The following is a 20503-nucleotide window of genomic DNA, read 5'->3' as shown; positions in this document are numbered from 1 at the left end:
GTAAATTGTGGATTCTATTTTTTGATTTTTATTCAGATTTCTAAGACCATAATCATGTATTTTAAATGAGTCTGAACCACAACATTCACATTTAAAATCACTATTATCGATGTAACGACATTTAAGACTCCTACCTGTCATTTCTTCCAATGTTTGATGATATATTGGGTCTACACGATTATCTAAATATAATATTTCTTCTTCTATCACAACTCTCTTGGTACCATCAGCATTATATATTTTAACATTCAAATTATTACTTGGAGGAAGTTTGTTTTCTCTTTGCATAGATTTAACTATATTCTTCCTCCATTTAATTAATGTTATTATACTCACTTTTTTTTGAATTATACTGAACATTACATATATATGTTGTACTTTTCATTGAATTTTTTCACTTGTTCACCCTGAAGTTTTTGACACAGTCATTTAAAAAGTAATTTTTAATTGGGCTTTTTAAATGTTAACATGAAAATTGTTCTTGAACCAATATCAACTGCACGATCCCCTATTCTTTCAAGGAACCTTGCAATAAAAATCAAGTTTATTATTGAGGCAATTGATTCTTTATTCTTAAACATTACATCAGTTACTTGCGTAAGTATTGAATCGAAAAGATCATCTACTTTATCATCATCTGCATGTAACTCTTTAGCCATTTCTATATTTTGATCTAAAAAAGAATAAATTCCTTTACTTAACATCAATTGGACATAATCAGCCATATATTGAATGTCCTCTAGCAATCTTTCTGGAATATCAACATCAGTGATTTTAGCAGATGCATCAGCTATATTAGACATTATGTGACCAATTCTTTTTATATGCTCCCCAATACGTATTGATGATTCAACAAACATTAAATCTCCAGCTAAGGGTTGTTCAACCGCCATGAACCTTATACAACTCCTCTCTAAATTAAATGTAGCTTCATCTATCTCTGCTGCTTTACTTATTGTTTCTTTAGCTATTTCTGCATCGTAGTTATTAATCAGAGTAATTGCTTTTTTATGTGATTCAATAATCAGCTGTCCAATCTTTTCATCTTCTCTTTTAAGACTATTGATTCTGTTTTTAAAGGAAATACTCGGATACTTTTTATCCATACAAATCACGTTAGTTATATATTTCTCCATTTCTACTATTTTTATTAGTTTCTCTAAATTCATTGTGTTTCATTAAAATTTAGATAATACTCAAACATTAAATTAAATTTTTATCATTTTAAATTTTTGACATTACTATTATGTTTTTTAATATATATTATATTTTTGTAAGATTTATTGATACCTAGCCAAAAATTATGTTTTGTAATATTTATTGATACCTAACCAAAAATTATGTTTTGTAAGATTTATTGATACCTAACCAAAACGTCCAGTAATATAGTCTTCAGTTTTTTGTTCTTTTGGTTCGACAAATATCTTATCTGTAAAATTACTTTCTACAATTTCACCATGTAAGAAGAAAGATGTGTATTTAGACACACGAGTTGCTTGTTGCATATTGTGAGTTACAATGATTATTGTGTACTCTTTTTTAAGTTTTTGTATCAAATCTTCGATTTTAGTAGTAGATATTGGATCTAATGCAGAACATGGTTCATCCATCAAAATAACTTCAGGATTAGTAGCTATTGTTCTTGCAATACATAATCTTTGTTGTTGTCCTCCAGATAAACCTAATGCAGAGTTATCTAATTTATCTTCCACCTCATTCCATAATGCAGCTGATTTTAAGCTTTCTTCTACTTTTTGTGCTATGAACTCTTTATCATCATGTCCATGAATCTTTAAACCATAAGCTACATTTTCAAATATTGATTTTGGAAATGGATTTGGCTTTTGAAATACCATACCTACTTTTTTACGTAAATCTGCAACATCAAGTCTAGGAGAGTAAATATCATCTCCATCTAAAAGTACTTCTCCTTCTTTTTTAAAATTCGGTATTAAATCATTCATCCTATTTAATGTTCTAAGAAATGTTGATTTACCGCATCCTGAAGGTCCGATTAATGCAGTAACTGTGTTTTTTGGGATTTCTGTAGTAATACCTTTTAGAATATGATTATCTCCAAAATATACTTGCAAATTTTTTGATTCTATTCTATTCATTGTTATTTCCCCATTATTTTTCTTTGATATCTATCAACAACTAAATTGGTTACTATGGTTATGATTAAAACAAGTATTACAAGAACTGCTGCAGTTCCAAATGCCTTTTCAAGTGAAATTCCTTCTGTAGCAAGCATATACAGATGAAGAGGTAGTGGTCGTCCTGGATCAAATATTGAAATTGGAGTTTGAATTGAAGCTCCTACTGAAAACATAACTGCTGCTGCTTCTGATATTGCTCTTGTCATTCCAAGAATCACACCTGTAACAATTCCGGGAATAGCTGCAGGTAACACCACTTTATAAATTGTTTGCCATTTTGTTGCTCCAAGACCTAAGCTTCCTTCTCTATATGAGTTAGGTATAGAGGATATTGTAACTTCTGATACTTGGAATATTGTTGGAAGTGCCATAATAGCTAAAACTAATCCACCAGATAATATTGACCATCCTAAATGTAAAAATACTACAAAGAATGCTAAACCAAACAATCCAAAGACGATTGATGGAATAGACGCAAGGGTTTCTGCTCCAAATCTGATTAATCTAACAATTCTATTATTATTTGCATATTCCACCATGTAAACTCCAGCACCTACTCCAAAAGGTGTAGCTATTAGCCCAGCTATTAAAGTAACATACAAACTGGAAACTATCATTGGAAATATTCCACCTTCTTTTCCAGAATCTATTGGATTACCAAATATAAACTCTAAATTAAATGCAGGAAGTCCTTTTACCAATATATATCCAAGTATTAAAACAAGAATTAATAATGTTACAATCCCAGATGCAATGAAAACACCATTCATTATTTTTTGAGCTATTTTTGGAGGTATTATCTTACTAAATCCCATTTTAGACACCTACCTCATTTCTTATCCCAATGATTGGCATTCGAATTCTTAATTTATTTATTACTATAGAATTAGACTTCATGCATGACCACCATATGCATCCATAGAGTATTTTTTCTGGAAATAGTGTGCAACAAGGAGCAATACAATTATTATTATAAATAATACAATTGCAGTTGTAAATAATGCACTGTAATGAATACCAGTTGCATAACCCATTTCTAAAGCTATATTTGAAGTTAAGGTACGAAGCGGATCGAATATTGAGCCTGGAATCAGTGGAACATTTCCTGCAACCATTATAACAGCTAATGTTTCCCCAATTGCTCTACCCATTCCAAGAATAATAGCTGTTATTATTCCAGGTAGTGCAGCAGGAAATATGATATTTTTAATAGTTTGCCAGTTAGTCGCACCAAGTCCAAGAGAGGCTTCTCTGTATTCACTTGGAACACTTCGTATAGCATCTTGTGAAACAGAAATAATAGTTGGTAAAACCATGACAGTTAATATCAAGGAGGCTGTGAACATACTAAAGCCAGTCCCACCAAACTGTTCCCTTATTAATGGCACAATTACGATTAATCCAAAAAATCCATAAACAACTGATGGAATTCCAGATAATGTCTCAATAACTGGTTTTAAAACTTTCCTTACACTATCTGGCGCTACTTCTGCCATGAAAATTGCACATAACAATGATAATGGAACTGCCATAAGTAATGAAAGTAATGTGACACAGATAGAACCTATAATCATTGGAAAAACACCAAATTGACTATCAGAAGGTGCCCATGTCATTCCAAATATAAAATTCAAAAACCCATATTCACTAATAGCTGGTATTCCTTCATTTATAATAAATATGAATATGATTAAAATTATTACAATAGAGAAAATAGCTGTTATAAAAAGCCCCTTTTCTATTAAATACTCTACTAACTTCTTTTTTTTCTGCATTTTTACCTCCTTTTATTAATTGCCTTTAACCACTAATTATAGTATTAAGATTATTGAGTTAATATTAATAGCTATTTATCAATGTAGGTAATTCAAATATAGTTATTTAAATAATAGATACTTAAATAATATTTAATTTAAATAATAGCTATTTTAACTTTTAAATATTGTAAACTTTTATATTATTAAATTCATTTCTTATGCTTAAATTGGTTTATTTTTGGAAATAGCTTTTGATCAAACTTTTTTTAAAAGTTTGTTTCATATTACTAAATTCATTTCAGCAATTCTTGGTATTTTAATATTTGTGTTGAATTTGGAGGAACTATCTTCTCTTCTTTGATTATTTTTATTCCTTCTGGAGAGTATACCCACTGTAGGAATTCTTTAACTGAATCTTTTGGTTCTCCATTAATTAAAAATATAAATGGTCTTTGAAGCTTGTATGATTTATCAGCTATTGTTTCTTCGCTTACATCTACTCCATCTACAAGAAGAGATTTAACATCATCACTCATATGTGCATAAGATACAAAACCAATGGCTCCTGGGTTAGATACAATGGACTGTTTAACAGATTCTGTTGAACTTTGAACAATAGCATCTGCTTTTATCTTACTATCTTCCATAACTAAATCCTCAAATGCAGATCTTGTACCAGAACCCTCCTCTCTTGTAATGACTTCAATATTTAAATCTTTTCCTCCAACTTCTTTCCAGTTTCTGATTTTTCCACTGAAAATATTTTTAATTTGACCTATATTTAAATCATTAACATTGTTTTCATTATTAACACTTATTACAATTCCTTCTTGACCTAAAATCAGTTCCTCAAGTTCTTTTTTCTCTTCATTATTTAACTCTTTAGAACTCATTCCAATATCAGTGATATTTTGATGGCTACTTCTGATTCCCATACCAGAACCTCCACCTTGAACATTTATTAAAACATTATTATTCTCTGTGTATGTCTCTGCTAGTTTTTCTCCAAGAGGTTGAACTGATGTTGAACCTACAATATTTATTCTTTCATAACTTGAACCTGGAACAATCATGATATAAACACAAAGAATAACTAAAATAAGTATGATAATTCCTTTAAGTTTTGAGTTCATAATATCACCTTAAAACTTGATTTTTACGTAGTAGTATTTAAAGATTAATATTTCATGTTATTAATATGTTAAGTTTAATAAAAATGAGATAATTAAATCTAACTTAATAACCAGTTAGTTAGTAATTGATAATTAATTAAAGAATTTAAGCATTTTTTTAAAATTAATTTTTGAAATGAGTTTATTCATGTTGATTATAAAAATTTTAGTTATTAACTCTAATAATCAAGTTATATTAATTGATTTAGGGATTTTAATTTGATTCTACTTTTTTAAAAAATTTGTTTAAATGATGATACTTCATTTAAAACATTATTATTTAGTTTAAACTTTTAATTATCTATAAAAATAGCTATTTATATCTTTAAATAGAATATTTAATTATTAAATATATTATGTTAAATATTATCCATTTAATAGAAAGCATTAAGTTTATTTTTATCTTGTTTAAATTGTTGATTTTAGTTGTTTTAATTCACTTTATATACTGAAATTGCTTATCTTAAATTTATTATTATTTAAATTAAGAAAAATATTAGTATTAATAATAATTTAAATAATTTTTACAATATTGTTCAGTATAACAAGTATTAAAATCAGTTAAATTTTTAAATAAGTGTTTTAGATGATTTAAAATAGAATTCATTAACAGATAAAGTTAGTTCAGTACATATATTTCCTATTCTCTCAAGTGATATGATAATCTGTAGCAGATGTCTGAAATATTCAAAATTTATTCCATTGCTCCTTGAATTTTCAACCATTTCGTTATCTATAGTTTCAAAGCTAATTTTTTCAAGCCTATTTAATTTTCTTTCTAGCTCTAAAATTTCATGCTTATGATCATATTTCTCTTTAATAAAACTATATAATGAACATTCAATCATTTTTTGAGCTATATCATGCATTTCACTCACTATCTCTTTTAAATCATCCGAAATATTAAAATTTCCAATTGTGAATCTTGATATTCTACAACAATAATCTCCTATTCTCTCAACATCAAAACATATCTCATGTATTGTACTTTCCCGCGCGTAATCAGAATGTGGTTCCACAGTCATTATGGTTTGAATTGAAGTTCTTATTTTATCGAAGAAATTATTAGTTATTTTATCCATTTCAATAGCTTGATTTGCTTTTTCAAAATCATCTTGGATTATTGAAGTTACAGATAATTTTAATTGGTCTTGAACATGAATTACCATATCATGAAGCCATTTTTTGATTAATGTATCTGTTGAACTTTCTTGAGACCTAATTGAATCAAAGGATGTGAATAATTCTGAATGTTCTTCTAACTTTTTAAAATCAATGGTATAAGATCTTTTAATTACTCCTTCTTTTACAAGTGGTTGAATTAATTTTGTTACATATCTTCTTGTTATCCCTAATTTTTCAGCAATTTCATCTTGTGTAGAAGGATTTTGATAATATATTAAATCCATAATATCTTTAAGTGTCCTATTCCCTTTTGTTATTTTTTGTGATTTATTATTCATTGTTCCACATCCCTGGTAAATGATTATTTTTGGAATAACTTTTGATTAAACTTAAATTGTTAAGTTAGAAAAAGATGTTAAGTATTGTTAAAAGTTATTAAAAAATACATAAAATCAATAAAAAATTATAAATATTCCAGTTTTCATTTTATATTCATGAATAAGCTACTATTAAATAGAAATTACCAAATACAAAATATTATTAGATTTATTTAAAACATTCAACTTTCATAGCATTACTTTTAATTTATGTTATATTTAATAAACATGTTAATTATTTTATATGAAAAATATATTGTTTTATAGAATAATTTACATTTAATTAAAGTAATCAAATTTTTTCCATACATCTTTATATAATTCATTAATATCTATTATTATTTTTAGTATTATAAATATTTTTCATGAAAAATATGAAAAATACATATTTCATGACTGTTAAATTATAATTATATTTTGCATTATTTCTGAATATTTCTATTTTAATGTTATAAATCCATCCTTTATCCACAATACGCGGTTATTTATTATTATTATTATTATTATTTCCTGCTATTTGTTAATATTGTTTATCCTTATTATTTCCCAATATTTGTTAATGTTTCTTGTTAATTGATAATATTATTAAAAAACATTATTCATTAATATTCATTAATAAACATTATTCAGCTTACTCTTTATCCTTAAGATTATTATCATTCTTTTTATTATTTTCATCATATCCAATGGTTTGTCTTATCACCAGACTATTTTTTGACATGTTGTTACTTTTAGAACCATATTTTTCTTTGTTATTGTTTATAGAACTCATTGATTTCTTATTTTCTATTCCAACATCATGACCATTTATTGAATTCCTAAATAAGTCTAAAGATATATACATTAGAACAATAATTATAATAATAGCTATTATAAAGTCAAATTCTACAAATAGTTGGCTATAAAGCTCAACAATACTCCATCCACTGTCTATCATACCCCTAAGGACTAAAATAATTCCTAAACTGAATATAATAACACCATATTTTTTATTTATTTTTCTAGGCTGAATAATAGGATATATTCCCATAATACATAATCCAATACCCATTGCCCTAAAAAGGGTCCAATTAGTTATTTCTTCTAAGTATACAAATTGTGTTGTGTCAGGTTTTAAAATAGATATTGCAAATATAATTTCTATAACAATTATTAGTATTAATGGAATAATGTACACTAAGTTATTTTCTATTTTTCTCCAGTAGGATTTTTCAAGTGGTTCTTTAAGATATTGTGCACAAATTTGATATATCATAGACCCTAAAACTGCACCAATAACAGTCCCTCCAAGACCTAAATATGTAGTTGTAATAGCTACAATACCTGATATTATTCCTGCCATTAATATATCAAAATTTCTGCCCATTTCAATACGACCTGTGAATTACTGTTATAAACTCCAAATTCATGATGTGATCATGATTATTAATATAAAAGTATGTAAACTATATAATAAATATATTACTATTAAATATAAATAAAAACAATATCTATCTAATATTTTTCTCAGAGTTATATAAATTAACGAGTGTGTCAAAATTTTGCCTCCTGAGAAAAATTGTATTACAAATATATTATAAAATTCATACTACTTTATTAATACACTATGATTCAAAGTCCTGACCAATCTTCATTGAAATGTTAAAAAATTAATTTAAGAGATATATTTTGACATAATCTCATTATAAATGCTTAAAACCTAAATACTGTATTAAAATGTGATAATAATTAGTATGCATTTTATAGTAAAATGTAATATTAAATCTTTTCAGGAGGTAAAATTTTTACATAATCAAATTAACGAAAAATTGAGAAAAGTGATGTAGCAAATGAAATTAATCGTACACATTAATTAATTGTATACAAGAGAGATAAATCAGTAATAAAAATGAATAAAAATTAATTTTTAATAAAAAATAGAAAAATTCAGTACTATGAAAAGAAAGGTTATTAAATAAGGTTAAAATAAAAATTAGAAGAATTTGTTGGAATTAAAGCCTCAGGGGGGATTCGAACCCCCGACCTATACCTTACCAAGGTATCGCTCTACCAGCTGAGCCACTGAGGCAATAATGACTTTGTTATTGATTTATGAATGTTACTTACTAATTTATGTTTTTTATCCTAATTATAATTTTCTGTCATTTAAGATCATATTATCTTATATCCATAATTAATCATTAAAAATTGAGTACAAAATAAAATAATTAGTGATACTGATTCATTAATAGTATGATTTAATCACAAATTCTTAGTATTATAAATAAATATGTATTAAAACAGATTAATGTTAATTTAGTGCAGGGGAAGGGATTCGAACCCTCGAAGGCCTACACCAGAGGATCTTAAGTCCTCCCCCTTTGGCCGCTCGGGCACCCCTGCATATGACAACAACATTATGTTTATTTTTATCATATATAATGTTATCGGTTTTTATTGTTTCTTAATAATTAAACATTTGATATTATATAAGATTGGTTCCATATAAAGACTAATAGCTGCTGTTTTATGATACCTTAATTTATATATTATTAAATTATATTATGAAATCCTATTTTTATCTGTTAACATACAACTTATTTATAAAATTATATTAAATCTAATTAATAAAACATTTATTAAAAATGTAGAAAGTTAAGGTATAAAGATGTATGAAAATAAAAAAGTTATTGTAATTATTCCTGCAAGAGGAGGATCAAAGGGAATTCCTCGAAAAAACATTCGGTTACTAGTAAATAAGCCATTAATTGCTTATTCCATTGAAACAGCTAAAAATTCAAAATATGTTGATGATGTTATAGTGAGTACTGATGATGAAGAAATAAAATTTATTTCAGAACAGTTTGAGGCTAAAACTATTATAAGAAAAAATGAACTAGCTTCAGATGATATTCCATTAGATCCTGTAATTTATGATGCAGTCAAAAAACAAGAAAAAATAGCTGATTTCCAATATGATTACATAATAACCATACAACCAACATCCCCTTTATTAAAAACATATACATTAGATAAAGCTATTGAAAAATTAGCTATTACAGAAAATGATACTGTAATAAGTGTAGTGGACGATAGACATTTAAGTTGGGGTTATGATAGTAATCTAAATAATTTTTATCCCCTTTATAAAAAACGATTAAATAGACAATATCTTCCAAAAACCTATAAAGAAACTGGAGGAATATTTGCAACTAAAAAGGAATTTTTAAAAGAAAATTCAAGATTAGGAAATAAAATAGACTTGATTGAAATTCCAATCCAGGAAAGTATTGATATTGACAACTATGAAGATTGGTGGGTAGCTGAAAGAATTCTAAAGAAAAAGAGAATATTAATAAAAACAGATGCAAGCTATGAAATAGGTACTGGACATATACACAGAGGTTTAGCTATTTGTTCCAGACTAACTAACCACGATGTTGTATTTCTTTTAGATGAAAATAAACAATTAGGACTAGATATTGTTGAAAATTATAATTATCCTTATTTAACTCATAAAAACTACGATCATGAAAATAAAAAGGATAATAAATATGATAAAAATGATGAAGAAGATAACAAATATAATGATAACAACCATAATAAAAAATATAATAAAAATAGTGATTTATTAAATAAAATAAAGGAATTTAAACCAGATATTGTAATAAATGATGTTTTAAATACAAGTAAAGAGTATATTTCTACTTTAAAAGAAAATAATTATTTTGTAATAAATTTTGAAGACATTGGAGAAGGTGCGGAAAAGGCAGATATTGTTTTTGATGCATTATATGAACATCAAATTCCTCTTAAAAATACTTATTCTGGATATAGATATTACATTTTAAAAAATGAATTTTACTATCAAAACCCAAAAGAAATAAAAGAAAATGTAGAAGAGATTCTAATAACCTTTGGAGGAACAGATCCTAATAATTTGACTAAAAAAACTTTAACAAATCTTTTAGAAAGTAATTACAATAAACATATTACTGTTATTTTAGGTCTTGGATATCATAATACTGAAGATTTAGAAAAAGAATTTTCAAATTTAAAAAACATTGAAATTTATAAAAATGTTAAGAATATAAGTGAATATATGGCAAAAGCAGATATAATATTCACCTCAGCTGGACGAACTATGTATGAAGTAGCTTCACTCGGAGTTCCTTGTGTCTGTTTATGTCAAAATAAAAGGGAAATTAGTCATGTATTTGGAAATACTGAAAATGGTTTTATTAATTTAGGTCTTGGAAAAAATGTTTCCAATGACGAATTATTAAATACAATTGAAGAGTTAATAAATAATTATAAGTTAAGAAAAGAAATGAACAACAAAATGTTAAATATAGATTTAAAACACGGTTTTGAAAATATAATGAAAATTATAAAAGATATATACAAAAATAGGTAAATAAAAGAAGATTGAGTGGAAAATATGCTCAATAAACACAAAAACAGATGAAAGCCAAATATATAATTAATTAAGTACAAAATATATTCAATAAAAAAAAATACTAATTAATTAAACTAATTAAATACTAATCTAAATACTAATTAATACTAATTACTTAATTAAACTAATTAAATACTACTAATCTAAATACTAATTAATACTAATTACTTAATTAAACTAATTAAATACTAATCTAAATACTAATTAATACTAATTATTTAATTAAACTAATTAAATATTACTAATCTAAATACTAATTACTTAATTAAACTATTAAACTTAATAAATGAGGAAAACTATGAAAATATTTCAAGAAAATCCATTTTTAATAGCTGAAATTGGAGTGAATTATTATGATATAGCTAAAGAGAGAAATATATCTAATATGGATGCTGCTAAATTAATGATAAATGAAGCTAGAATTGCTGGAGCTGAAGCTGTTAAATTTCAAAGTTACAAAGCAGAGACCATAGCTTCAAAAAATTCACCCGCTTATTGGGATATGAATGAAGAACCAACCACATCCCAATATGAATTATTTAAAAAGTTTGATTCCTTTGGAAAAGATGAATACAGGGAATTAAGTAATTATTGTAAAGAAATTGGAATAATGTTTCTCTCAACACCATTTGATTTTGATTCAATTAATTATCTTGATGAAATAATGGAAATATATAAAATATCTTCCTCTGATTTAACAAATATACCTTTTATTAAAGCAATAGCTAAAAAACAAAAGCCAATTATTATTTCAACTGGAGCATCAAATATAGAAGAAATAAAAAAAGCTGTTGAAGCTATTGAAGAAGAAGGAAATGAATCCATTGGATTAATGCATTGCGTACTTTCTTATCCAACTGAATATGAAGACGCGAATCTTTTAATGATAAAACACCTAAAAGAACTGTTTCCTAAATATGATATTGGTTACTCTGATCATACAAAACCAGATGATAAAATGTTAGTTTTAACCACAGCATATTTATATGGTGCAAATATTATTGAAAAACACTACACATTAAATAAAGACTTACAAGGAAATGACCATTATCATGGAATGAATCCAGAAGATATAAGAAAATTTAAAGAAAATATAGAACTTATAGAAAAAATAAATGGTCAATACAGAAAAGAAGCCTTAACTTGTGAATCTAATGCACGAAAACAAGCCAGACGATCAATAATAGCTAAAGAAAACATAAAAGAAGGAAAAATAATTACAGAGAACATGTTAACATTTAAACGACCTGGAACTGGCATAGCTCCAAGTAATTTAAATAATATCGTGGGAAAAAAAGCAAAAGTATTCATTAAAGAAGATGAATTATTAAATTACAATATGATTGAGTAAATAAATGATTAAATAATAATAAATAAATGATTGAATAACAAATACAAATTTATTAACTATAAAGGGGATGTCCCATAATTCTATAAGTCGTTGAAAATCTATTTAATTAATTTTTAAGCGTTTTAACTAAATATATAGTAAAACAAAGTTATTTTAATCATTTTTAAATATAATATGTTTTCATGATATTTAGAATTTTTGCCACTTTCTATGTAGAATTTATAAAAATATATTGATAAACTGGATTAGAATAGCTAAAATTCAATTTATATAACTAATTAAATATCCATATAATTAATTTATCAGCAATATAAGGCTCTCAAAATACTTATTTAAGAAAATAAGTCTTAACTAATTATCTATTGAATTATGGAACATCCCCTAAACAATAGCTATTTTAAATTCTAATACTTACATTTTAAATAAAATAACCAAATATTAAATTTCAATAATTAATTAAATTTTAATAATTAAGTTTTTATATAATCATTTTTAAATTAATGTAATATATCAATTAAGATATTATCTAGGAGAATGGGTCTTATGGCAAAAGTAGAAATTGACTATAATAAATGTGAAGGTACTGATTGTGGTGAATGTGTTGATGTTTGTCCTATGGAAGTTGTAGTTGTTGAAGGGGACAAAATTGTTGTTAAAAGTCCAGATGAATGTAGCTTGTGTGAAGTTTGTATGGATGTTTGTCCACAAGAATGTATTGAAGTGGATGATTAATTTAGAAAATAATCAATTGTTTGTTAATTAAGTAAAATATTGTATTTACATGAAACAAACTTTTAAAAAAAGTTTGATCAAAAGCTATTTCAAAAAATAATCAATTTAAATTAAGAAATGCTTTTACTAACATGAAACAAACTTTTAAAAAAAGTTTGATCAAAAGCTATTTCAAAAAATAATCAATTTAAATTAAGAAATGCTTTTACTAACATGAAACAAACTTTTAAAAAAGTTTGATCAAAAGCTATTTCAAAAAATAATCAATTTAAATTAAGAAAATGCTTTTACTAACATTAATTTTATTGTTTAGAAATTATTATTTATTATTAAATAAGGGTGATAGAATGTCAGAATTATTAATACCATTAGATAAGTATTTAGCAGCAGGTTTACACATTGGAACTCAACAAAAAACTCATGATATGGAGAAATATATATTTAGAGTAAGATCAGATGGTCTTTATGTCTTAGATATTAGAAAAACAGATGAGCGAATTAGAGCTGCTGCAAAATTCTTAGCAAAGTACGATCCAGAGGATATTTTGGTTGTTGCAACAAGACAATATGGTCAAGCACCAGTTAAAAAATTTGGAAGCCTTGTAGGTTCTAAAACTATTCCTGGAAGATTTATTCCTGGAACATTAACTAATCCGAACTATTCTAAATTTATAGAGCCTAAAATCATAGTAGTTACAGATCCAAGATCAGATTCTCAAGCTATCATTGAATCTAAACAAAATGGAATTCCAGTTCTTGCTTTATGTGATACTGAAAACTTATTAAGTACTGTAGACATTGTTATTCCTGTAAACAATAAAGGAAGAAAAGCTATAGCTTTAGTTTACTGGTTACTTGCAAGAGAAATCTTAAGAATAAAAGGAATAATTGGGGAAGATGAAGAGTTAGATGTTCCTTCATCTGATTTTGAACTTAAATTTTAATTACAACTCTAAGCTTAAATAACTATATTTAATTTAAAAATTAAATAGCAGCAATAATACTAGTAATTATAATACTAATTATATTAATAATAGTAATAACAATAATTATAGTAATATTAATAACAATAGTAATACTAATAATTATAATATTAGATTATAGTAATATTAATAACAATAGTAATACTAATAATTATAATATTGATTATAGTAATAATACTATTGATTTTAATATCAATATTCTTATAATGGTATTTTTGCTATTCATTAGGTTTTATTATTTAATTGCTAAATTATCTACTATATATTTACTATATATTAGTCTAAAATTATTTATCATACATGATTTGAATATAATGATAAGAAAACCAACAGTTTCTGGATTGTTTTATGAAAATAATTCAGATAATTTAAAAAAATCTATTGAAAATTGTTTTAGACATGAATTAGGTCCAGGGAAATTACCTTCTTTAAATAAGTCTACTCTGGAGTCTAATGGTGAATTGGATAATTTTCATGGTAATATTGTTGGTGCAGTGGTTCCACATGCAGGATATATGTATTCTGGACCGATTGCAGCAAATAGCTATTATCAATTAGTTGAAAACGGATTTCCAGATACTTTTATTATACTATGTCCAAATCATACTGGAATAGCTAATGGGTCGATTTCAGTTTTTAATAAAGGAGCATGGAATACTCCACTTGGAAATGTAAATATTGATGAAACCTTTGCAAATCATCTGATTGCTGATTTAGATATTGTAGAATCTGATTTTTCTGCTCATCTAAATGAACATAGCTGTGAAGTACATCTTCCATTTTTACAATATTTCTCTTCAGATTTTAAAATCCTTCCAATTGTAACTTCAATTCAAAGTATTGATTTAATGGAAAAATTATCAGAAGGAATTGCTAGAGTAGCTAAAGACTTGAAAACACGAATTTCAGTAATTGCAAGTACGGATTTAACTCATTACAAACCTAAAACAATAGCATATAAACAAGATGCACTTATAATTGATGGAATTTCTTCAATGGATGAAAACCAACTAATGGATGTTATTGAGAAATATGATATTTCTATGTGTGGTTATGGTCCAACTATTGCTACAATGAGTATTTCTAAAAAATTAGGGGCAAGTAAGTTTATTTCTTTAAATTATGCAACAAGTGGAGACATGATTAATAATTCTCAAGATAATGATCCTGAAGTAGTGGGATACTTATCTGGAATATTTGTTTAAACATGAAAAACCATATAATACATTACTACTTACATAAATATTCTTATTAATAGCTATTATATTATTCAATAGCTATTGGATTATAATGATTATTACATTATACTTTGGTTATCATTAATTTATCTGGTGATATTATGGAAGCTATAGCATCTGCACCTGGAAAAACAATATTATTTGGTGAACATTCTGTTGTGTATAAACAACCAGCTATTGCTACTGCTGTAAACAAAAGGGCTACAATTTCAATTAAACGAAGTACTAACGGAGTTTCTACTTTAAGATCTGATGACTTACAATTTGAAGCAGAGTTAGACACTGAAAATAAATCATACAACTTAATCCGAGGAAAACCTGGTATTATTAGATATATTTTAGAAGCACTATTTTCTACGCATGATCATTCTCCTATTGATATTAAATTGTCTTTAAATATTCCTATTGGTTCAGGTTTAGGCTCTTCTGCAGCAGTTACTGTGGCAACTCTCGCAGCTCTACATAAATTTCATGGAATTAAGTTTAATAAACATTTAATAGCTAAAAAAGCTCATATTGTTGAAAGAAATGTTCAAGGAATTGCAAGTCCTTTAGATACATTAGTTTGTACTAATGGAGGGATGATTTATTTATCTCGAGATAAAATGGTATCTAGATTTAATCTTAACTTCAAATCCTCTTTTGTTATTGGTTACACTTCTAAAAGAGGAAACACTGGAAAAATGGTTCGTTCTGTAAGGGCCTTGAAGAATCGAAATCCAAGAATTTTAGGTTCCATTATAAAAACAATGGGTCAGATAGTGGATGAAGCTAAACTAGCTATTATAAGTGGAAATAATCAAAAAATAGCTGAATTAATGAATATTAATCAAGGGCTGTTAGATTCTATTGGAGTAAACACGACTGAGTTATCTAGAATGGTTTATTCTGCTAGGAGACATGGTGCATTAGGCTCAAAAATCACTGGCTCTGGTGGCGGCGGAAGTATAATAGCTTTCTGTCCAGGAAAATCAAATGAAGTTCATGATGCATTAAATAAATATGATAATGCTATTAAAATAGCTTTATCTAATGAAGGAGTTAATTTAAAATACAGATAGTTTAACATGTTTATTAAATAGATTATTTAATGTTTAAATTACTAATTTAAACTTAATCTTATTTGTTATTTATATTGCAGTTATTATTAATACATTAATTATCAATATTTATATATTTATAATCATAAATTGTTAAAATAGGTGTTTATTTGATTATTTTAAAGTTAGGTGGAAGTGTAATAACTAAAAAGGATTCAATTAATCCTGAAGTAAATTATATTAATCTAAATAGGTTAGCAAGTGAAATTAAAAGTTATTTAGATGGACTAAATAATTCAGAAAATAATATTTCTAACTTAAATAATCATAACAACTTAATAATTGTTCATGGAGCAGGATCTTTTGGTCATCCTTCTGCTAAAAAATATGGGATTGGTTTAGAATTTGATGAAAATCAATATCCTGAAAAGAAAATAGGATTTTCAATTACTCATAATGATGTAAGCAAATTAAATAATATCGTATCTAAAGCTTTAATCAATGAGGGAGTACCTGTAATTCCTATTCCTATTTCCTCTTGTGTTATCACGAAAAACAAGAGAATACTTAGCTTTAACTTGAATTTACTTAAAAAATACTCAGAAGAAGGATTTGTCCCAGTATTATATGGGGATGTTACATTGGATACTGAAATCAAGTTAGCTGTAGTCTCTGGGGATCAAATTATTAATTATATTGCTTCAAAGTTGAATCCTGGTAAAATTATATTGGGTACTGATGTGGATGGGGTCTTTAATAAAAATCCAAAGCAATATGATGATGGAATATTAATAGAATCAGTAAGTTCTTTAGATGATTTGGATCAATTCGATTTAACCACTAACATTGATGTTACTGGAGGAATGATTGGCAAAATAAAAGAGTTGTTGCTCCTTGCAGAAGAAGGTATCGAATCTAAAATCGTAAATGCGAGTATTCCTGGATTAATTTTAGACTCTTTAAATAATAAAAATGTTAAAGGCACGATGATTAAGAAATAGCTTTAATATATTAATTTAATTAAGGAATAATTTTGATATATTAATTAATCTTAATATCATAAATCTTAAAAATTATCAATTGTTAAGTTTTCATATAATATGTTGGCTTAAACATAAACTTAATATAAACATAGTCGAAATATAAATATATTAGTTAATACATAATATTAATTAATGTATTTTTTAAGATATTAATAAAATTATAATAAATACAATAAGGCATTTATATAACATATGTGCTGTTGATTTAGCTATTAATTGTGTAATTTACAATTATAAGTTAATTTATTTAATATTTATTATACTTTATTATTAATTTTGATTTATATTGTTATGTATGTATTTTACATTCATTTAATCATTTATAAATAAATATAGCTTAATAAATAACGGGCTTAGTAAATGAAACTATTAAAAAATAAGTAAAACTTTTAAAAAATTAATTTATTAGTTTAAAATATTTTCATGTTAAAATCAGATTATGGTCATCTTAATTACAAAATTGACTTAATTAGTAGGACAATAGAAAAATGATTTCAGATAGAAAACTTGAACATCTTTTGATTTGCAAACACTTTGATGTTCAGTATAAAAATAAAAAAACGGGTTTAAAAGATATAGAACTCGTACATAAAGCTTTACCTGAGATAGATAAAGAAAAAATTGATATTTCCACATCTATTTTCGGTAAAAAATTAAATTCACCATTGTTTATAACAGCTATTACTGGAGGACATCCTTCGGCTACAACTATTAATAGGGAGCTAGCTATAGCTGCTGAAAGTGAAAAAATCGCTTTAGGGCTCGGAAGTCAAAGAGCAGCAGTTGAAAATAAAGATTTAATTGAATCTTATAGCGTAGCTAGGGAATATGCACCTTCAACATTACTTGTTGGTAATATAGGTGCTCCTCAAATTGAATATGCCTCAAAAGCAGTTGAAATGCTTGATGGGGATATTTTAGCTGTTCATTTAAATCCTTTACAAGAATCAATTCAACCTGAAGGTGATTTGGATGCATCTGGATATGTTGAGTCCATAGGACGTATTGTTGATGAAGTAGATATTCCTGTTTTAATAAAAGAAACTGGGACTGGAATCTCAGGTAGTGATGCTAAATTGCTTGAAGAGCAAAATGTGTCATATATTGATGTTGCAGGTGCAGGAGGCACAAGCTGGGCTGCTGTAGAGACTTATCGTTCCGAAGACAAATATTTAGGTGAATTATTTTGGGATTGGGGTATTCCAACTGCAGTTAGTACAGTTGAAGTATCTAATTCAGTAGATATTCCTATAATCTCTTCTGGAGGTATAAGAACAGGACTTGATGCTGCAAAAGCAATTGCATTAGGCGCTGATTCAGTAGGTATGGCATTGCCGATAATGAAAAAAGCATTTATTGGTCATGGTGAAATTATCAAATTCATAAAACTTTTCAACGAATCCTTGAAAATAGCTATGTTTTTAGTAGGTGCCTCAAATATAGAAGAACTTAAAAATTCAAGTTTAATTATAAAAGGCGAAACTAAAGAATGGTTAGATTTGAGAGGTTTCAACACAGAAAAATACGCAAGGAGGCGAAATTAGTGACAGTAGAAATAATTGCTGTTGGAGGTTACGAGGAAGTAGGAAAAAACATGACTGCTGTAAAAGTAGGTGATGAAGTCGTAATTTTTGATATGGGAATCCATTTAGATAGACTTAGCATACATGAAGATACAGATATTGACAGAATGCATAGTTTGGACTTAATAGAAAGAGGTGTTATTCCAGATGACACTTTAATGAAAGATGTTGATGGTAAGGTTAAAGGAATAGTTTTCACTCATGGGCATTTAGATCATATAGGTGCAGTAGCAAAGCTCGCACATAGGTATGATGCTCCATTAATAGCTACTCCATACACCATAGCATTAATCGAGAGAACAATTAAAGGAGAACGTAAATTTTCAGTTTCAAATCCTTTAACTACTTTAAATCCTGGTGCGAAGATTAATCTTTCTAAAAACATAACTTTAGAATTTGTACAATCTACTCACAGTATTCCTCAATCAGTCATAGCTGCATTACATACTCCTGATGGAATTATTGTTTATGCAAACGATTTTAAATTCGATAATCATCAAAAAATATCTCCACCTCCTGATTATAATAGATTAAAAGAGTTAGGTAGAAAAGGTGTTTTATCACTTATTGTTGAAACAACAAGAGCTTTAGATTATCATGAAGTAAAAACCTATTCTGAAAAAGTAGCTAAAATTATCTTAGAAGACATAATGAGAGAACCTTTAAAAGAGAAAAAAGGAATGATAGTTACAACATTCTCTTCTCATGTTGAAAGAATCCAAGCTATTGCAGATATAGCTAAAACAAGCGATAGAGAAATATTATTTTTAGGACGATCTATGGAGCGGTTTTGTGGCTTAGCAGAGTCCATGGGTATTTTAGAATTACCTCCAAATGCATCAATACTTGGAAATCCAAAATCTGTTAACAAAGCACTTGCAAGAGCCGAAGAAAAAAGAGAAGATTATTTACTTGTAGCAACTGGACATCAAGGTGAACCTGATGCACTTCTTCCAAGAATAGCTAATGGAAAAACACCATTCCAAATAAGGTCTGGAGATAATGTAGTAATATCTGCACCAGTAATCCCAAATCCAACAAATGCAGCAAATAGGCACATTATGGAGAGAAGATTAGCATCTGATGGTGCAAGAATATACAGTAATGCCCACGTTTCAGGACATGCAGGAAGAGAAGATCACAGAGATTTCCTAAGAATGCTAAAACCTTCCCACATAATTCCTGCCCACGGTGACCTAACCATGATAACTGCTTATGCTGAGTTAGCTGAAGAAGAAGGCTATAGGATTGGAAATAATATCCATATCCTAAGAAATGGTCAAGCACAAGTGTTTAATGGTGGAATATCTTAATTAAATATTTTATAGTATTTTATTATATTTTATTATATTTTATTTCTTTTTTTTTAATTAAAGGATGTGCAACAATTCAAAAATCTAAGTTTTTAAATTTTGTTAATTAACTTAAAATTACATTTATAGAATTATAATAAATAATATTATAAAAATAAACATTAATATTTAATAAAATTCTATTTTAATTAA

General features: G+C 26.6%; 17 protein-coding genes and 2 tRNA genes. 9 read left to right on the top strand and 10 right to left on the bottom strand.

Going from position 1 to position 20503, the window contains the following annotated elements; translation table 11 throughout:
• The 10 genes from MBFIL_RS05840 to MBFIL_RS05795 form a co-directional block, all read right to left on the bottom strand.
• Positions 1-360, bottom strand: a 360-nt coding sequence (locus tag MBFIL_RS05840) for a hypothetical protein (RefSeq protein ID WP_211261729.1), incomplete at its 3' end; no start/stop codon positions are given.
• Between the two features lie 83 nt (positions 361-443).
• Complete coding sequence (phoU, locus tag MBFIL_RS05835; protein ID WP_245637463.1) at positions 444-1136, bottom strand: phosphate signaling complex protein PhoU; 693 nt, start codon at positions 1134-1136, stop codon at positions 444-446.
• 228 nt (positions 1137-1364) lie between these two features.
• Positions 1365-2117, bottom strand: a complete 753-nt coding sequence (gene pstB, locus MBFIL_RS05830; RefSeq protein WP_066972395.1) for a phosphate ABC transporter ATP-binding protein PstB — start codon at positions 2115-2117, stop codon at positions 1365-1367.
• Between the two features lie 2 nt (positions 2118-2119).
• Positions 2120-2974 carry a phosphate ABC transporter permease PstA gene (gene pstA, locus MBFIL_RS05825; protein WP_066972392.1) on the bottom strand — a complete coding sequence of 285 codons (855 nt, stop codon included), beginning with the start codon at positions 2972-2974 and terminating at the stop codon, positions 2120-2122.
• Between the two features lie 78 nt (positions 2975-3052).
• Positions 3053-3934: a phosphate ABC transporter permease subunit PstC gene (pstC, locus tag MBFIL_RS05820; RefSeq protein ID WP_066972389.1), complete on the bottom strand. Its 882-nt coding sequence runs from the start codon at positions 3932-3934 to the stop codon at positions 3053-3055.
• Between the two features lie 275 nt (positions 3935-4209).
• Positions 4210-5049, bottom strand: a complete 840-nt coding sequence (locus MBFIL_RS05815) for a phosphate ABC transporter substrate-binding protein (protein WP_066972386.1) — start codon at positions 5047-5049, stop codon at positions 4210-4212.
• Between the two features lie 608 nt (positions 5050-5657).
• Positions 5658-6551, bottom strand: a complete 894-nt coding sequence (locus MBFIL_RS05810) for a phosphate signaling complex PhoU family protein (protein WP_066972383.1) — start codon at positions 6549-6551, stop codon at positions 5658-5660.
• A 670-nt stretch (positions 6552-7221) separates the two neighbouring features.
• Complete coding sequence (locus tag MBFIL_RS05805) at positions 7222-7956, bottom strand: hypothetical protein (protein ID WP_066972380.1); 735 nt, start codon at positions 7954-7956, stop codon at positions 7222-7224.
• A gap of 629 nt (positions 7957-8585) precedes the next feature.
• Positions 8586-8658 (bottom strand) — tRNA-Thr (locus MBFIL_RS05800).
• Positions 8659-8889: 231 nt separating this feature from the next.
• Positions 8890-8972, bottom strand: a tRNA-Leu gene (locus MBFIL_RS05795).
• 265 nt (positions 8973-9237) lie between these two features.
• Between MBFIL_RS05795 and MBFIL_RS05790 the strand changes: the two genes are divergently transcribed.
• The 9 genes from MBFIL_RS05790 (at position 9238) to MBFIL_RS05750 (ending at position 20311) form a co-directional block, all read left to right on the top strand.
• The gene (locus MBFIL_RS05790; RefSeq protein WP_066972377.1) at positions 9238-10986 is read left to right on the top strand and encodes a cytidylyltransferase domain-containing protein; all 1749 of its coding nucleotides are present in this window, start codon (positions 9238-9240) and stop codon (positions 10984-10986) included.
• A 340-nt stretch (positions 10987-11326) separates the two neighbouring features.
• Positions 11327-12379 (top strand): N-acetylneuraminate synthase family protein, encoded by a 1053-nt coding sequence (locus tag MBFIL_RS05785; RefSeq protein WP_157078698.1) that lies wholly within the window; start codon positions 11327-11329, stop codon positions 12377-12379.
• A gap of 543 nt (positions 12380-12922) precedes the next feature.
• The gene (locus tag MBFIL_RS05780) at positions 12923-13111 is read left to right on the top strand and encodes a 4Fe-4S binding protein (RefSeq protein WP_066972371.1); all 189 of its coding nucleotides are present in this window, start codon (positions 12923-12925) and stop codon (positions 13109-13111) included.
• A 347-nt stretch (positions 13112-13458) separates the two neighbouring features.
• Entirely contained in the window at positions 13459-14055 is a 597-nt protein-coding gene (rpsB, locus tag MBFIL_RS05775) for a 30S ribosomal protein S2 (RefSeq protein WP_066972368.1), read from the top strand.
• 353 nt (positions 14056-14408) lie between these two features.
• Positions 14409-15299 carry an AmmeMemoRadiSam system protein B gene (gene amrB, locus MBFIL_RS05770; protein WP_066972365.1) on the top strand — a complete coding sequence of 297 codons (891 nt, stop codon included), beginning with the start codon at positions 14409-14411 and terminating at the stop codon, positions 15297-15299.
• 134 nt (positions 15300-15433) lie between these two features.
• Positions 15434-16393 (top strand): mevalonate kinase, encoded by a 960-nt coding sequence (mvk, locus tag MBFIL_RS05765; protein ID WP_066972363.1) that lies wholly within the window; start codon positions 15434-15436, stop codon positions 16391-16393.
• Positions 16394-16542: 149 nt separating this feature from the next.
• The gene (locus MBFIL_RS05760) at positions 16543-17373 is read left to right on the top strand and encodes an isopentenyl phosphate kinase (protein ID WP_066972360.1); all 831 of its coding nucleotides are present in this window, start codon (positions 16543-16545) and stop codon (positions 17371-17373) included.
• 530 nt (positions 17374-17903) lie between these two features.
• Positions 17904-18959, top strand: coding sequence for a type 2 isopentenyl-diphosphate Delta-isomerase (gene fni, locus MBFIL_RS05755; protein WP_066972357.1), 1056 nt, complete (start codon positions 17904-17906; stop codon positions 18957-18959).
• Complete coding sequence (locus MBFIL_RS05750; protein ID WP_066972354.1) at positions 18959-20311, top strand: RNase J family beta-CASP ribonuclease; 1353 nt, start codon at positions 18959-18961, stop codon at positions 20309-20311. The genes fni and MBFIL_RS05750 overlap by 1 nt, the downstream gene beginning before the upstream one ends.
• The last annotated feature ends 192 nt before the right edge of the window (positions 20312-20503 follow it).

It is taken from the genome of Methanobrevibacter filiformis (assembly GCF_001639265.1).
GTDB lineage: Archaea > Methanobacteriota > Methanobacteria > Methanobacteriales > Methanobacteriaceae > Methanacia > Methanacia filiformis.
The sequence above is the reverse complement of the archived record's forward strand: the minus strand, read 5'-3'. Positions and strand labels throughout refer to the sequence as shown.

Excerpts from the sequence above, each read along its gene's own strand:
- MBFIL_RS05815 (WP_066972386.1), bottom strand. The coding sequence starts at position 5,049 with ATGAACTCAAAACTTAAAGGAATTATCATACTTATTTTAGTTATTCTT.
- pstA (WP_066972392.1), bottom strand. The coding sequence starts at position 2,974 with ATGGGATTTAGTAAGATAATACCTCCAAAAATAGCTCAAAAAATAATG.
- phoU (WP_245637463.1), bottom strand. The coding sequence starts at position 1,136 with ATGGAGAAATATATAACTAACGTGATTTGTATGGATAAAAAGTATCCG.
- MBFIL_RS05805 (WP_066972380.1), bottom strand. The coding sequence starts at position 7,956 with ATGGGCAGAAATTTTGATATATTAATGGCAGGAATAATATCAGGTATT.
- rpsB (WP_066972368.1), top strand. The coding sequence starts at position 13,459 with ATGTCAGAATTATTAATACCATTAGATAAGTATTTAGCAGCAGGTTTA.
- pstC (WP_066972389.1), bottom strand. The coding sequence starts at position 3,934 with ATGCAGAAAAAAAAGAAGTTAGTAGAGTATTTAATAGAAAAGGGGCTT.
- MBFIL_RS05780 (WP_066972371.1), top strand. The coding sequence starts at position 12,923 with ATGGCAAAAGTAGAAATTGACTATAATAAATGTGAAGGTACTGATTGT.
- mvk (WP_066972363.1), top strand. The coding sequence starts at position 15,434 with ATGGAAGCTATAGCATCTGCACCTGGAAAAACAATATTATTTGGTGAA.
- MBFIL_RS05785 (WP_157078698.1), top strand. The coding sequence starts at position 11,327 with ATGAAAATATTTCAAGAAAATCCATTTTTAATAGCTGAAATTGGAGTG.
- fni (WP_066972357.1), top strand. The coding sequence starts at position 17,904 with ATGATTTCAGATAGAAAACTTGAACATCTTTTGATTTGCAAACACTTT.
- MBFIL_RS05790 (WP_066972377.1), top strand. The coding sequence starts at position 9,238 with ATGTATGAAAATAAAAAAGTTATTGTAATTATTCCTGCAAGAGGAGGA.
- pstB (WP_066972395.1), bottom strand. The coding sequence starts at position 2,117 with ATGAATAGAATAGAATCAAAAAATTTGCAAGTATATTTTGGAGATAAT.
- MBFIL_RS05810 (WP_066972383.1), bottom strand. The coding sequence starts at position 6,551 with ATGAATAATAAATCACAAAAAATAACAAAAGGGAATAGGACACTTAAA.
- amrB (WP_066972365.1), top strand. The coding sequence starts at position 14,409 with ATGATAAGAAAACCAACAGTTTCTGGATTGTTTTATGAAAATAATTCA.